The sequence below is a fragment of the Pseudomonas putida genome (assembly GCF_002741075.1).
Taxonomy (GTDB): Bacteria; Pseudomonadota; Gammaproteobacteria; order Pseudomonadales; family Pseudomonadaceae; genus Aquipseudomonas; species Aquipseudomonas putida_T.
In genome coordinates, this window is sequence record NZ_CP016634.1 from 847,860 (window position 1) to 859,752 (window position 11,893).

Sequence of the window (11,893 nt, forward strand, 5' to 3'; positions counted from 1 at the left end):
GCAGAGCGGCCCCCTATTCAAGGGAGCAGACAATGAGCGCCAACGTAGACCTCAACGACCGCCCGGACTACGACCGGGTCCTGCAGACCATCGCCGACTACGTGCTCGATTACCAGGTCGAGTCGGCCGAAGCCCTGGACACCGCCCGCAACTGCCTGATGGACACCCTGGGCTGTGGCTTGCTGGCGTTGCGTTTTCCCGAGTGCACCAAGCACCTTGGCCCGTTGGTCGAGGGTACAGTCGTTCCCCAGGGGGCGCGGGTGCCCGGTACCTGTTATCGGCTGGATCCGGTAAAGGCCGCCTGGGACATCGGCTGTATCGTGCGCTGGCTGGATTACAACGACACCTGGCTGGCCGCCGAGTGGGCTCATCCCTCTGACAACTTGGGCGGCATTCTTGCGGTCGCCGACCATCTTTCGCAAAAACGTGTGGCCAATGGCGAGCCGCCACTGACCATGCGCACTGTGCTCGAAGCCATGATCATGGCCCATGAGGTCCAGGGGGTGCTGGCCCTGGAAAATGCCTTCAACCGCGTCGGTCTCGATCATGTGGTGCTGGTCAAGGTCGCCTCCACGGCGGTGTGCGCCAAACTCATGGGTGCCAATCGGGCGCAGTTGCTCTCGGCCTTGTCCCATGCCTTCGTCGATGGCCAGGCGCTGCGCACCTACCGTCATGCGCCCAATGCGGGCTCACGTAAGTCCTGGGCGGCGGGCGATGCCTCCAGCCGAGGTGTGCGCCTGGCCGACATCGCCCTGCGTGGCGAGATGGGGGTGCCAGGTGTACTGACGGCGCCGCAATGGGGGTTCTACGATGTCTCGTTCAGCCATACCAACAAGGACCTGGCGCTCAAGCCTGCCGACCAGCGCACGTTGCGCCTGTCGCAAGCCTTTGGCAGCTATGTGATGGAGAATGTGCTGTTCAAGATCAGCTTCCCGGCGGAGTTCCACGCGCAGACGGCCTGCGAGGCGGCAGTGACCTTGCACCCACAGGTGCGCAATCGCCTGCACGAAGTCGATCGCATCGTCATCGGCACCAATGAGTCGGCGATCCGCATCATCTCCAAGGTCGGGCCATTGGCCAATGCTGCTGACCGCGATCATTGCCTGCAGTACATGACGGCGGTGCCGCTGATCTTCGGCAATCTGGTGGCCGAGCACTACGAGGATGCGTTTCATGCCGCTCACCCCAGCATCGATCGTTTGCGCGAGAAAATGGAAGTGGTCGAGGAGCCGCGTTTCAGCCGTGAATACCTGGAGGCCGACAAACGCTCGATTGCCAATAGCCTGCAAGTGTTCTTCAAGGATGGGACCCATACCGCGCAGGTAGTGGTGGAGTACCCGATCGGTCATCGGCGGCGGCGCGGGGAGGGGATACCGCTTTTGGAAGCCAAGTTCAGGGAGAACTTGGCGACGCGCTTCGTGCGCCAGCGCTGTGATGAGATCTTTGCCTTGTGCAAGGATCAGTCGAGGCTAGAAGGCACGGCGGTGCAGCGGTTTGTCGACCTCTTTGTGATTTGAGCATGCCTTGCCGGCCTCTTTGCGGGTAAGCCCGCCAAGAGGGCAAGACAGTGAATGCAAGGCCCACAAAAAAGCCCCGACATCTCTGCCGGGGCTTCTTCTTACCGCTTGTAGCTTACAGCTTGTCGCGCATTACGCCTGGACCACTGGGATCTTGGCGTTGGCCGCCGCTTCGCGGAACTCGGCGATCTGGTCGAAGCTCAGGTAGCGGTAGACGTCGGCAGCCATGCTGTCGATGTCCTTGGCGTACTGCAGGTACTCTTCGACGGTCGGCAGCTTGCCGATGATCGAGGCAACCGCGGCCAGTTCGGCCGAAGCCAGGTAGACGTTGGTGGCGTCGCCCAGGCGGTTCGGGAAGTTACGGGTCGAGGTGGAGACCACGGTCGAACCGGTCTGTACGCGAGCCTGGTTACCCATGCACAGCGAGCAGCCTGGCATTTCCATGCGCGCACCGGCTTTGCCGTAGATGCCGTAGTAGCCTTCTTCGGTCAGCTGATGGGCGTCCATCTTGGTTGGCGGGGCCAGCCACAGACGGGTTGGAATGCCACCTTTGACCTTGTCCAGCAGCTTACCGGCAGCGCGGAAGTGGCCGATGTTGGTCATGCACGAACCGATGAACACTTCGTCGATCTTGTCGCCGGCAACGGTCGACAGCAGACGGGCGTCGTCCGGGTCGTTCGGCGCGCAGAGCACAGGCTCCTTGACGTCGGCCAGGTCGATCTCGATGACGGCGGCGTATTCGGCGTCGGCGTCGGCAGCCAGCAGCTGAGGCTTGGCCAGCCAGGCTTCCATCGCCTGGGCGCGGCGCTCCAGGGTGCGGGCGTCACCGTAGCCTTCGCTGATCATCCAGCGCAGCAGGGTGATGTTGGACTTCAGGTACTCGGCGATCGACTCTTCCGGCAGCTTGATGGTGCAACCGGCGGCGGAACGCTCGGCCGAGGCGTCGGACAGCTCGAAGGCTTGTTCGACGGTCAGCTCGTTGAGGCCTTCGATCTCCAGGATGCGGCCGGAGAAGATGTTCTTCTTGCCCTTCTTCTCGACAGTCAGCAGGCCTTGCTGGATGGCGTAGTAAGGAATGGCATGGACCAGGTCGCGCAGGGTGATGCCAGGCTGCAGCTTGCCCTTGAAGCGAACCAGTACCGACTCCGGCATGTCCAGCGGCATGACGCCGGTAGCAGCGGCGAAGGCGACCAGACCGGAACCGGCCGGGAAGGAAATGCCGATCGGGAAGCGGGTGTGCGAGTCGCCACCGGTGCCGACGGTGTCAGGCAGCAGCATGCGGTTCAGCCAGCTGTGGATGATGCCGTCGCCTGGGCGCAGGGACACGCCGCCACGGGTGCGGATGAAATCCGGCAGGGTGTGGTGGGTGTTGACGTCGATCGGCTTCGGATAGGCTGCGGTGTGGCAGAACGACTGCATGACCAGGTCGGCGGAGAAGCCCAGGCAGGCGAGGTCTTTGAGCTCGTCGCGGGTCATCGGGCCAGTGGTGTCCTGGGAGCCGACGGTGGTCATCTTCGGCTCGCAGTAGGCGCCTGGGCGCACGCCCTGGCCTTCCGGCAGGCCGCAGGCGCGACCGACCATCTTCTGCGCCAGGGTGAAGCCCTTGCCGGAGTCGGCAGGCTGCTCTGGCTTCTTGAACAGGTCCGAAGCACCCAGGCCCAGTTCGGCACGGGCTTTTTCGGTCAGACCACGGCCGACGATCAGCGGGATACGGCCGCCAGCGCGGACTTCGTCCAGCAGGACTTCGGTTTTCAGCTCGAAGGTGGTGACCAGCTCGTCGCTGCCATGACGGCGCACTTCACCCTTGAACGGGTAGACGTCGATGACGTCGCCCATGGCCAGGTTGGTGCAGTCGAATTCGATCGGCAGGGCGCCGGCGTCTTCCATGGTGTTGTAGAAGATCGGGGCGATCTTGGTGCCGAAGCAGAAGCCACCGGCGCGCTTGTTCGGTACGTACGGGATGTCGTCGCCGAAGAACCACAGCACCGAGTTGGTGGCCGATTTACGCGAGGAACCGGTACCGACCACGTCACCGACGTAGGCGACCGGGAAGCCTTTGGCCTTGACCGCTTCGATCTGCTTGAGCGGGCCGACGGAGCCAGGTTGCTCCGGCTCGATGCCGTCACGGGCCATTTTCAGCATGGCCAGGGCGTGCAGCGGGATGTCAGGGCGCGACCAGGCGTCCGGGGCAGGGGACAGGTCGTCGGTGTTGGTTTCACCAGGCACCTTGAACACGGTCAGGGTGTACTTTTCGGCGATTGCCGGGCGGGCGGTGAACCACTCGCCAGCAGCCCAGGAGTCCAGGACGGCCTTGGCGTGAACGTTGCCGGCCTTGGCTTTTTCAGCCACGTCGTGGAAGGCATCGAACATCAGCAGGGTGTGCTTGAGCTGTTCGGCCGCGACGGCGCCCAGTTCGGCGTCATCCAGCAGCGCGACCAGCGTCTCGATGTTGTAGCCGCCTTGCATGGTGCCCAGCAGCTCGGTGGCATGCTTGCGGTCGATCAGCGGGGACTTGGCTTCGCCCTTGGCGATGGCGGAGAGGAAAGCGGCCTTGACGTAGGCGGCTTCGTCGACTCCTGGGGGAACGCGGTTGGTGATCAGGTCTACGAGGAAGGCTTCTTCGCCGGCCGGCGGGTTTTTCAGCAGCTCGACCAGGCCTGCAGTTTGTTCGGCGTTAAGCGGCTGGGGGACGATGCCCAGGGCGGCACGCTCTTCGATGTGTTTGCGGTAGGCTTCAAGCACAGTTATTACCCTCATCAGTGGTCCCTAAAGGGGAGTCCGGGACGCTCATCCAGCATTCTTCGCACCCATGCGCAATGACGGCTTTGTGGGCCGCCCAGCCAGGGTCGCAGAGAATCCTTACAGAAGCTGCTTTCAAAGTTTTACGCCTGTAGAACGGTGAGCTGATGAGGGCTGGCGCGGGTCATGCACGGTGGCATGTCCCGGCCAACGCCGTTCTACCGGATGAACTGTGCTCGTGACGCTTTGAAAACAGCTTCCAACGGACATTGGTGCCTTGAAAAGGCGGTGTGATTCTACGGCAAAAAAAGAGCGAACGTAAGGCGGCACACGCGACTTTAACGAGTGACCCTGGTTAGACAAAGGGCTAACATTGCCGGGTGTTCCACCGCCAGGCCGTTGTCTGTACATGTCCAACCAGTCCATCAAAACCCCTTGCGTAGGGCTCTGCTCCACGGTCTATGGCGACCTGGTGTGCCGGGGCTGCAAGCGCTTCCACCACGAAGTGATCCACTGGAACAGCTACGACGAGGACGAAAAACGTGCCGTCTGGCAGCGCCTGGAGCAACTGCTGGTGCAGGTGATGATGGCCAAGCTGGAAGTGTTCGACAAAGCACGCCTGCGCCAGCAACTGGAGCAGCGTTCGATTCGTTTTCTGGCGCACCAGTCCGAATATTGCTGGGCCTATCAGTTGATCGCCCGAGGCGCGCGCATGATCCGGGATCTGGAAGCTTATGGCATGGCCCTGCTTCCTGAGTTTCGCGACTGGGAACTGCCGCAGCTGCGTGACGCCATCGACCGGGAGTTCTTTCTGCTTTCCGAGGCGCACTATCAACGCTATATCGCGCCGTCCTTTCTCAAGCAGGCGCTGGGCTAGGCGGGCGCCCTTGCCCAAGGGCGCCGCGCAGGCGCCCGTCCAGCGAACTCAGTCGCCGCTGTACTCGCAGCCGCTGGTGCAGGTTTCGTGGATACGGACCTTCGACAGCTCCGGCAGCAGAGGCTTGACCTGGTCCCAGATCCACTTGGCGATCACCTCACTGGTGGGGTTCTCAAGGCCCGGAATGTCGTTCAGGTAGTTGTGGTCCAACTGCTCGTAGATTGGCTTGAAGATCGCCTTGATCTCGGCGAAGTCGCGGATCCAGCCGGTGTGAGGGTCGAGCGGGCCGGTCAGGTGCAGACCGACCTTGAACGAGTGGCCGTGCAGGCGACCGCATTTGTGCCCGGTGGGAACGTTGGGCAGGCGGTGGGCCGATTCGAATGTAAATTCCTTGAAGATTTCCACGCTGTAGAGACTCTTGAAAACAATGCTGGCGTGCAGTTTATCAGCATGCCCGCTACAAGGCTTGCAGCCGTTCGTGCAGCCGCCCGGTGGTGATCAGCTCCAGCAGTTCATCGCCCAGGCGCTGGCTCTCGGCGATGGCCTTGTACCAGTAACGCTTGCGCGCGGGGGCATCGCCCATGAAGCGCTTGAAGTCGTTGCGGTCCGGCAGCTTGCCGTAGGGCAGGGCGGCCAGGTACTGGGGGGAGGGTGTCATCAGCAGTACGTTGTGCAGGCGCCTGGCATCGCCGCGGCGCCAGGGCAGAGCCTTGTCGAACCAACCGGGCACCACTTTGTCGGTGAAGTGCGGGTAGAGCACCAGATCATCGCCTTGGTAGGGCAGGTCCAGGTGATAGTCGAGCAGGCCGCCGTCGCGGTAGGTGCCGGCACCTGCGCCGGGAATGTCACGCACGCCTTCCATCACCATGGGGATCGAGCCCGAGGCGAGCAGGGCATGGCGCAGGTTGGCCAAGTCCAGGGGCAGACAGCGTGATGGGAAGTCGGTCAGCGCGTCCAGCGGTGGCGCGGCGCGCCCGTCATGCAGAATGACGCGCTCGAAATGCCGCGCCAGGCGTGAGCGGCCGAGCAAGTTGTTGGCGATCACCGAAGACAACCCCACGCCCAGTCGGCCGCGATGGTCATCGGCGAGCAAGCCGTGGCTTTTGACCACCATGATGTTCAGGCGGTAATGCGGGTTGGCGAGGATCTGCCCGTCGCGGCCTTGCAGCAGCTCATCGAGCATGCGCGTGCAGCTTTGGCTGATCTGGGTTGGTGTCACGCCCTTGGCAAAATCCTGTTCGGTGTACAGCTCACCCAGGCGACGCAGGCCATCGACCGGATCGTCCAGGCAGGCACTGGCGAAGCGCCAGGCACCGATCGAGGCGCCGATCAGCGCGCGTTGACGTGGCGCCGAGGGCAGCCACTGCCCGAACAGCGCCAGGTCCAGCCCTTGGATGCCCAGTGGCTTGGGCCCGCCGGCGGCGCCTGGCAGTACGCCCACATCAGCCGCCCGCAGGCCGCGTTCGCGAATCTGGCGCAAGGCGCGTTGGCCAGCCTTGAAGGTCAGGGCAGGGTACTTGATGTGGATGGCGCTCATGACGGATCTCGCAGGCTACAAGCGGGTGATTATAGAGAGGATTGTCCGCTCCGGCCCTTTCGCGGATAGCCCCGTGAAGCGGGCACCCAAGCTGCGCTATCATGGCGCCTGCTGTTTTCAGGTTGGATTAAGGACCGGGGGGTAATCTTAACCCCGTAGACAACTTGCTGATCTCGATGGAGAGAGAACCCATGAAAACTTTGACTGCCCTGTTCACTGCCGCCGCCCTCGCTTTCGGTGCCAATGCAGCCTTCGCCAAGGAAGTGCAACCTGATGAAGTGGTGAAGTTGGTCAACGCCAAGACCATCAAGTCCCTGGACGAGCTCAAGGCTGCCGCCGTGGCCAAGCACCCAGGCGCCACCGTGACCGATTCGGAGCTGGAAAACGAATACGGCCGCTACATCTACAAGGTCGAGCTGCGCGATACCCAGAACGTCGAGTGGGACGTGGACCTGGACGCCAAGACCGGTGAAGTCCTCAAGGACGAACGAGACAACTGATGCGTGAACTCCCGCGAACGGCGCGCTACCTGGCCCTGGCCCTGATGGCCGCCTGTTCGCTGGCAGGTGCCCGTGACCTAGACCAGGATGAAGCCCTCGAGCTGCGCCAGAAGGGCATCATCCTACCGTTGGAACACCTGCTCGAATCCGCCCTGGGACGCTATCCCGGGGCGCGTTTGCTGGAGGCGGAGCTCGAGGAAAAACACGACCGTTACGCGTACGAGGTCGAGTTGCTGACCCCGGCTGGCGTGGTCCGCGAGATCAAGCTCGACGCGCGTACCGGTGAGCTGCTCAAAGACGAGGAAGACGACTGAATGCGCCTGCTGCTTGTCGAGGACAATGTCCCTCTGGCCGATGAATTGATCGCCGGCCTGCAGCGCCAGGGATATGCCGTGGACTGGCTGGCCGATGGCCGTGATGCGGTGTACCAGGGCCAGAGCGAGCCTTACGACCTGATCATCCTTGACCTGGGGCTGCCCGGCCTGCCAGGGCTCGAGGTGTTGGGCCAGTGGCGCGCCGCCAACCTGGCCACGCCGGTGCTGATTCTCACCGCGCGTGGCTCCTGGGCCGAACGGATCGAAGGGCTCAAGACCGGAGCCGATGACTACCTGACCAAACCTTTCCACCCCGAGGAGCTGCAATTGCGTATTCAATCGCTGTTGCGTCGTGCCCGGGGCTTGGCCAACCAGCCGACGCTGGAAGCCGCTGGTCTGCATCTAGATGAAGGCCGTCAATGCGTGACCCGCGAAGGCGTCGATATCCAGCTGACGGCCGCGGAGTTTCGTCTGCTGCGCTATTTCATGCTGCACCCGCAGCAGGTGTTGTCCAAGAGCCACCTGGCCGAGCACTTGTACGATGGTGAGACCGAGCGTGACTCCAACGTGCTTGAGGTGCACGTCAACCACCTGCGCCGCAAGCTCGGCCGCAGCGTGATCGAGACGCGGCGCGGCCAGGGTTACGTGTATGCCGGGAGCGCGGCGTGAGGTCTATCCAGGCACGCCTGAGCCTTGGCCTGGTGGCCGTGCTGGTGGTGGTTGGGCTGGCCCTGGCCCAACTGAGCCTGTGGCTGTTCGAGGTCGGCTTGCAGCGTTACCTGGAGGCCGGCTTGCGCAAGGAAAGCGAGAACCTGCTGGTGGCCTTGGTGCGCGGCCCGTCGGGATTGCAGTTGGATGAGCGACGCATATCGGCGGCCTATCAGCGCCCGTTTTCGGGCTATTACTTTCGCATCGACTTCGACCAGGGCACGTGGCGCTCACGCTCGCTGTGGGACCTGGACATGCCCAAGCCTGCGGTTCCAGGGCTTGAGGACGGCCTTGAGCTCGGGCCGGAGGGCCAACAATTGCTGACCTTACGTGCCGACTACCGACGCCTGGGCCAGGACATCTCGATCAGCGTGGCGCAGGATTACTCTCCGGTGCGTGACGGCTTTCGTCGTATGCAACAGATTGGTCTTGGCATGGGATTGGCGGCGCTGGTGCTGGTGCTGGTGTTGCAGCGCCTGACCGTGACCCGCTCGCTACGCCCTCTGGAGCGGGCACGCCAGCAGATCGCTCAGTTGCAGCAAGGCCAGCGCTCCCAACTCGACGCCCAGGTACCCAGTGAGTTGCAACCTTTGGTGGACCAGATCAATCACCTGCTGGCGCATACCGAGGATAGCCTGCGCCGCTCGCGTAATGCCTTGGGCAACCTGGGGCATGCCTTGAAAACGCCACTGGCGGTGCTGTTGAGCCTGGCCGCCAGCGAGCGCCTGAAAGACATGCCGGAAGTGCGCGACCAACTGCGCGAGCAGCTCGGGCAGATCCAGCAACGCCTGGCCCGTGAACTCAACCGCGCGCGCCTGGCCGGTGATGCGCTGCCCGGTGCACAGTTCGACTGCGATGCCGAGTTGCCGGGCTTGCTCGGCACCCTGGGCATGATCCATGGCGAAGGGCTGCTGCTCGAGCGCGACGTGCCTGCGGGGCTGTTGTTGCCTTGGGATCGGGAAGACCTGCTGGAGCTGCTTGGCAACTTGCTGGACAACGCCTGCAAATGGGCCGACAGCGAAGTGCGCCTGGGCATCGCGCCGACAGTCGAGGGGTATCAGTTGTGGGTCGACGACGATGGCCCTGGCATTCCCGAGGCGGCGCGCCTGCAGGTTCTGGAGCGAGGTTCGCGGCTGGACGAGCAGGTCGATGGGCATGGCCTGGGCCTTGGCATCGTGCGCGATATCGTCGAGGCGTGGGGCGGCACGCTGGCGCTGTTGGAAAGCCCATTGGGTGGTTTGCGGGTGAGTATCTCGCTGCCACGCAAGGGGCGTTGACGGGGGCTGCACCTCGATTGGCTCATCGTGCCCTCTGTGGAGTAGGGCCATCGCAGGCTTTGCCAGCCCCCACGAGGATCACCGCCATCCCTGTATTCGCAGGTAAATCCACTTTCACACGGTCACCGCAGGGCTCGGTACTGCAAAAAAATTGCAGTTCAGCGGCACTTTTTTGAATTGGCCCCCTTGCCACCGCACCCGGCACAATCGCCGCCATGAAACTTCGTGTTTCCATCTCCATGGATGGAGCCATTAAGCTATTGCATTCGCAATACAAGCCCAGGCTGCTTTGGCTGGGCTTTCTTTTTAAATCAGAAGAACACGATTGACTGCCCCGATGTCTGCCTCGCGTCCTGAAAGCCGTCTGCAGCGCTTGTTGCCTGCGCCCCTGAACATCCCTCCCAAAGAATGGCTGCGTGCCGGCATTGGCGCTTTGCTGGGCCTGCTGCTCGCCGGGACCCTCGTCAGCATGGCCTACGGTCCCTCGGTCGCCCTGCATCTGCTCGGCCCTCTGGCCGCCTCGGCGGTGCTGGTGTTCGCAGTGCATTCCGGGCCGTTGGCTCAGCCGTGGCCCGTGCTGGGCAGCTATGCCGTGGCCTGCATCGTCGGGCTGTTGATGCGCCATTACCTGGGCACCGAGCTGTGGGTCGCTGCCACCGCGTTGGGCCTGTCGATCGTGGTGATGTGCCTGTTGCGCTGTCTGCATCCGCCAGGTGGCGCGGTAGCGGCAGGGGCGGTGTTGGCCGACCCGGGGCTGACGGCGCTGGGCAATCACCTGCTCGAGCCGATCGTGCTCAATGCCTTGATCCTGGTTGCCGTAGCGGTGCTTTACAATCGCCTGACCGGCGTGCGCTACCCCAAAGGACCCTTGCCGCGCAAGGACCTGCACCACACCCACGACCCGCTGCCCAGCGAGCGGGTAGGGGTGAACAGTGAAGACCTGGATGTCGCCCTGGAAGAGTTGGGCGAGTTCGTCGACGTCACGCGCGATGAGCTCGAGCGCATCATCCTGGCCACCGAGCAGCACGCCCTGCAACGTAGCCTGGGTGGTATCACCGCGGCGTCGGTGATGTCCCGAGACGTGCAGTTCGCCTCGCCGGCCACGACCTTGGAGCAGGCCTGGAAGATGCTCTCCAGCCACCACCTCAAGACCTTGCCGGTACTCGAAGGCACTCGTCTGGTGGGCATCGTCAGCCTCAGTGACCTGGTCGGCCCGGCCATGGCCCGGGCGCGCTTCAGCTGGCGTGGGCTATTGCGTCGCCCCGTGGTGCGTATGGAGCAGGTGATGAGCCGTCGGGTCATCAGCGTCAGCAGCCAGCATCCGCTCGATCGCCTGCTGCCGCTGCTGAGCGAGCAGGGCCTGCACTGCCTGCCGGTGCTCGAGGACGACAAGTTGGTCGGTGTGATCACCCAGACCGATCTGATCGCTGGCCTGAAGCGGCATTTGCTCAATGCTGCCGCGCAACGTTCAGATAATCGGGTCCCAGCGCTGTGACCAATCGCTGTTGCCGGCGGCCACCAGCCGGCGCAACACGCTGAAGGCTTGCTGCAAGGCCTCGCTGTCGCGCTTGCGGGCGTAGACAAGGAAGGTCGGGTAGGTGAACTCCGGTGCCTGTGGCACGCGTTCGACCACGCCTTTTTCCAGGTAGGCCTGCACCACCCGTGTACGGAAGTAGCCGCTGCCTCCTTGCTCGAGAATGAACTGCAACGCCAAAGGGCCCAGGTTGAAACTCAGCGCCGGGCGCGCGCAGTCGGGCAGGGCGGCATCATGCTGGCGGCGGAAGGCCTCGCCCCAGTCGATGTAGATATAGGGCTCGGGTTGATCGACCCGGCGCACGCGGATCAGCTTCTCTTCCATCAACTGCTCCACCTGCAGCCCCGGGCCGTAGGTCGGCTGGTACACCAGCGCTGCGTCGAGCAAGCCCATTTCCACCTTGCGCAGCAACGACTCGCCATCGCTCACCTCACTGCGGATGGCATGGCTGGGCAATTCGCGGTGCAGGGTGCTGACCCAGCTGAGCATCATCGGGTTGGCCAGGCTCACCTCGCCGCCCACGTGCAGCACCTGCTGACACCCCTGGGGCAGCGGCAGATCGCGGCGGGCGGCCTCCCAGGTCTGCACCATCTGGTTGGCATAGACGACGAACGCCTCGCCATCGCTGGTGAGCGTTGCGCCGTTGCGGCTGCGGATGAACAGTTGGCAGCCCAGTTGCTGCTCCAGGCGTTGCACCCGTGCGGTGATGGCAGTCTGTGATACGAACAGGCGTTCGGCGGCGGCGACGAGGCTGCCGCAGCGCACGATTTCCAGAAAGGTACGGGCCTGGTCGATATCCATTGAGACGGCTCGCTGGCTGAGGGGAGCCCTATTCTAGGCCTTTGCCATGCAGCGGGGCGACAGCCCCATGCAATCTTGCATATCGGTTG

General features: G+C 63.4%; 11 protein-coding genes. 7 read left to right on the forward strand and 4 right to left on the reverse strand.

Annotated features, from left to right (window positions below; translation table 11 throughout):
• The first annotated feature begins 32 nt into the window (after positions 1 to 32).
• Positions 33 to 1,517 carry a 2-methylcitrate dehydratase gene (prpD, locus tag IEC33019_RS04330; protein ID WP_070093965.1) on the forward strand — a complete coding sequence of 495 codons (1,485 nt, stop codon included), beginning with the start codon at positions 33 to 35 and terminating at the stop codon, positions 1,515 to 1,517.
• Between the two features lie 132 nt (positions 1,518 to 1,649).
• Here the strand turns inward: prpD and acnB are convergent, their stop codons facing one another.
• Positions 1,650 to 4,259 carry a bifunctional aconitate hydratase 2/2-methylisocitrate dehydratase gene (acnB, locus tag IEC33019_RS04335; RefSeq protein ID WP_070093964.1) on the reverse strand — a complete coding sequence of 870 codons (2,610 nt, stop codon included), beginning with the start codon at positions 4,257 to 4,259 and terminating at the stop codon, positions 1,650 to 1,652.
• A 406-nt stretch (positions 4,260 to 4,665) separates the two neighbouring features.
• Here acnB and IEC33019_RS04340 point away from each other — a divergent pair, with 406 nt between their 5' ends.
• Positions 4,666 to 5,133 carry a DUF1289 domain-containing protein gene (locus tag IEC33019_RS04340; RefSeq protein WP_070093963.1) on the forward strand — a complete coding sequence of 156 codons (468 nt, stop codon included), beginning with the start codon at positions 4,666 to 4,668 and terminating at the stop codon, positions 5,131 to 5,133.
• A gap of 48 nt (positions 5,134 to 5,181) precedes the next feature.
• Here the strand turns inward: IEC33019_RS04340 and queD are convergent, their stop codons facing one another.
• On the reverse strand, positions 5,182 to 5,538 hold the full coding sequence (queD, locus tag IEC33019_RS04345; RefSeq protein ID WP_070093962.1) for a 6-carboxytetrahydropterin synthase QueD: 357 nt from the start codon (positions 5,536 to 5,538) through the stop codon (positions 5,182 to 5,184).
• A 52-nt stretch (positions 5,539 to 5,590) separates the two neighbouring features.
• Positions 5,591 to 6,670, reverse strand: coding sequence for a hypothetical protein (locus IEC33019_RS04350; protein WP_070093961.1), 1,080 nt, complete (start codon positions 6,668 to 6,670; stop codon positions 5,591 to 5,593).
• A gap of 191 nt (positions 6,671 to 6,861) precedes the next feature.
• Between IEC33019_RS04350 and IEC33019_RS04355 the strand changes: the two genes are divergently transcribed.
• From IEC33019_RS04355 to IEC33019_RS04375, 5 genes are all read left to right on the forward strand, one after another.
• Positions 6,862 to 7,170: a PepSY domain-containing protein gene (locus tag IEC33019_RS04355; RefSeq protein WP_070093960.1), complete on the forward strand. Its 309-nt coding sequence runs from the start codon at positions 6,862 to 6,864 to the stop codon at positions 7,168 to 7,170.
• Entirely contained in the window at positions 7,170 to 7,484 is a 315-nt protein-coding gene (locus tag IEC33019_RS04360) for a PepSY domain-containing protein (RefSeq protein WP_070093959.1), read from the forward strand. The genes IEC33019_RS04355 and IEC33019_RS04360 overlap by 1 nt, the downstream gene beginning before the upstream one ends.
• Positions 7,485 to 8,153, forward strand: coding sequence for a response regulator transcription factor (locus IEC33019_RS04365; protein WP_070093958.1), 669 nt, complete (start codon positions 7,485 to 7,487; stop codon positions 8,151 to 8,153).
• Positions 8,150 to 9,469, forward strand: coding sequence for a sensor histidine kinase (locus IEC33019_RS04370; RefSeq protein ID WP_070093957.1), 1,320 nt, complete (start codon positions 8,150 to 8,152; stop codon positions 9,467 to 9,469). The genes IEC33019_RS04365 and IEC33019_RS04370 overlap by 4 nt, the downstream gene beginning before the upstream one ends.
• 337 nt (positions 9,470 to 9,806) lie before the next feature.
• Positions 9,807 to 10,964: an HPP family protein gene (locus IEC33019_RS04375; protein ID WP_070093956.1), complete on the forward strand. Its 1,158-nt coding sequence runs from the start codon at positions 9,807 to 9,809 to the stop codon at positions 10,962 to 10,964.
• On the opposite strand, the gene IEC33019_RS04380 is transcribed toward IEC33019_RS04375, so the two are convergent.
• Positions 10,938 to 11,804, reverse strand: coding sequence for a LysR family transcriptional regulator (locus IEC33019_RS04380; RefSeq protein ID WP_070093955.1), 867 nt, complete (start codon positions 11,802 to 11,804; stop codon positions 10,938 to 10,940). The genes IEC33019_RS04375 and IEC33019_RS04380 overlap by 27 nt on opposite strands.
• Between the last annotated feature and the right edge of the window lie 89 nt (positions 11,805 to 11,893).

Excerpts from the sequence above, each read along its gene's own strand:
- IEC33019_RS04375 (WP_070093956.1), top strand. The coding sequence starts at position 9,807 with ATGTCTGCCTCGCGTCCTGAAAGCCGTCTGCAGCGCTTGTTGCCTGCG.
- prpD (WP_070093965.1), top strand. The coding sequence starts at position 33 with ATGAGCGCCAACGTAGACCTCAACGACCGCCCGGACTACGACCGGGTC.
- IEC33019_RS04350 (WP_070093961.1), bottom strand. The coding sequence starts at position 6,670 with ATGAGCGCCATCCACATCAAGTACCCTGCCCTGACCTTCAAGGCTGGC.
- IEC33019_RS04365 (WP_070093958.1), top strand. The coding sequence starts at position 7,485 with ATGCGCCTGCTGCTTGTCGAGGACAATGTCCCTCTGGCCGATGAATTG.
- IEC33019_RS04340 (WP_070093963.1), top strand. The coding sequence starts at position 4,666 with ATGTCCAACCAGTCCATCAAAACCCCTTGCGTAGGGCTCTGCTCCACG.
- IEC33019_RS04355 (WP_070093960.1), top strand. The coding sequence starts at position 6,862 with ATGAAAACTTTGACTGCCCTGTTCACTGCCGCCGCCCTCGCTTTCGGT.
- IEC33019_RS04380 (WP_070093955.1), bottom strand. The coding sequence starts at position 11,804 with ATGGATATCGACCAGGCCCGTACCTTTCTGGAAATCGTGCGCTGCGGC.
- IEC33019_RS04360 (WP_070093959.1), top strand. The coding sequence starts at position 7,170 with ATGCGTGAACTCCCGCGAACGGCGCGCTACCTGGCCCTGGCCCTGATG.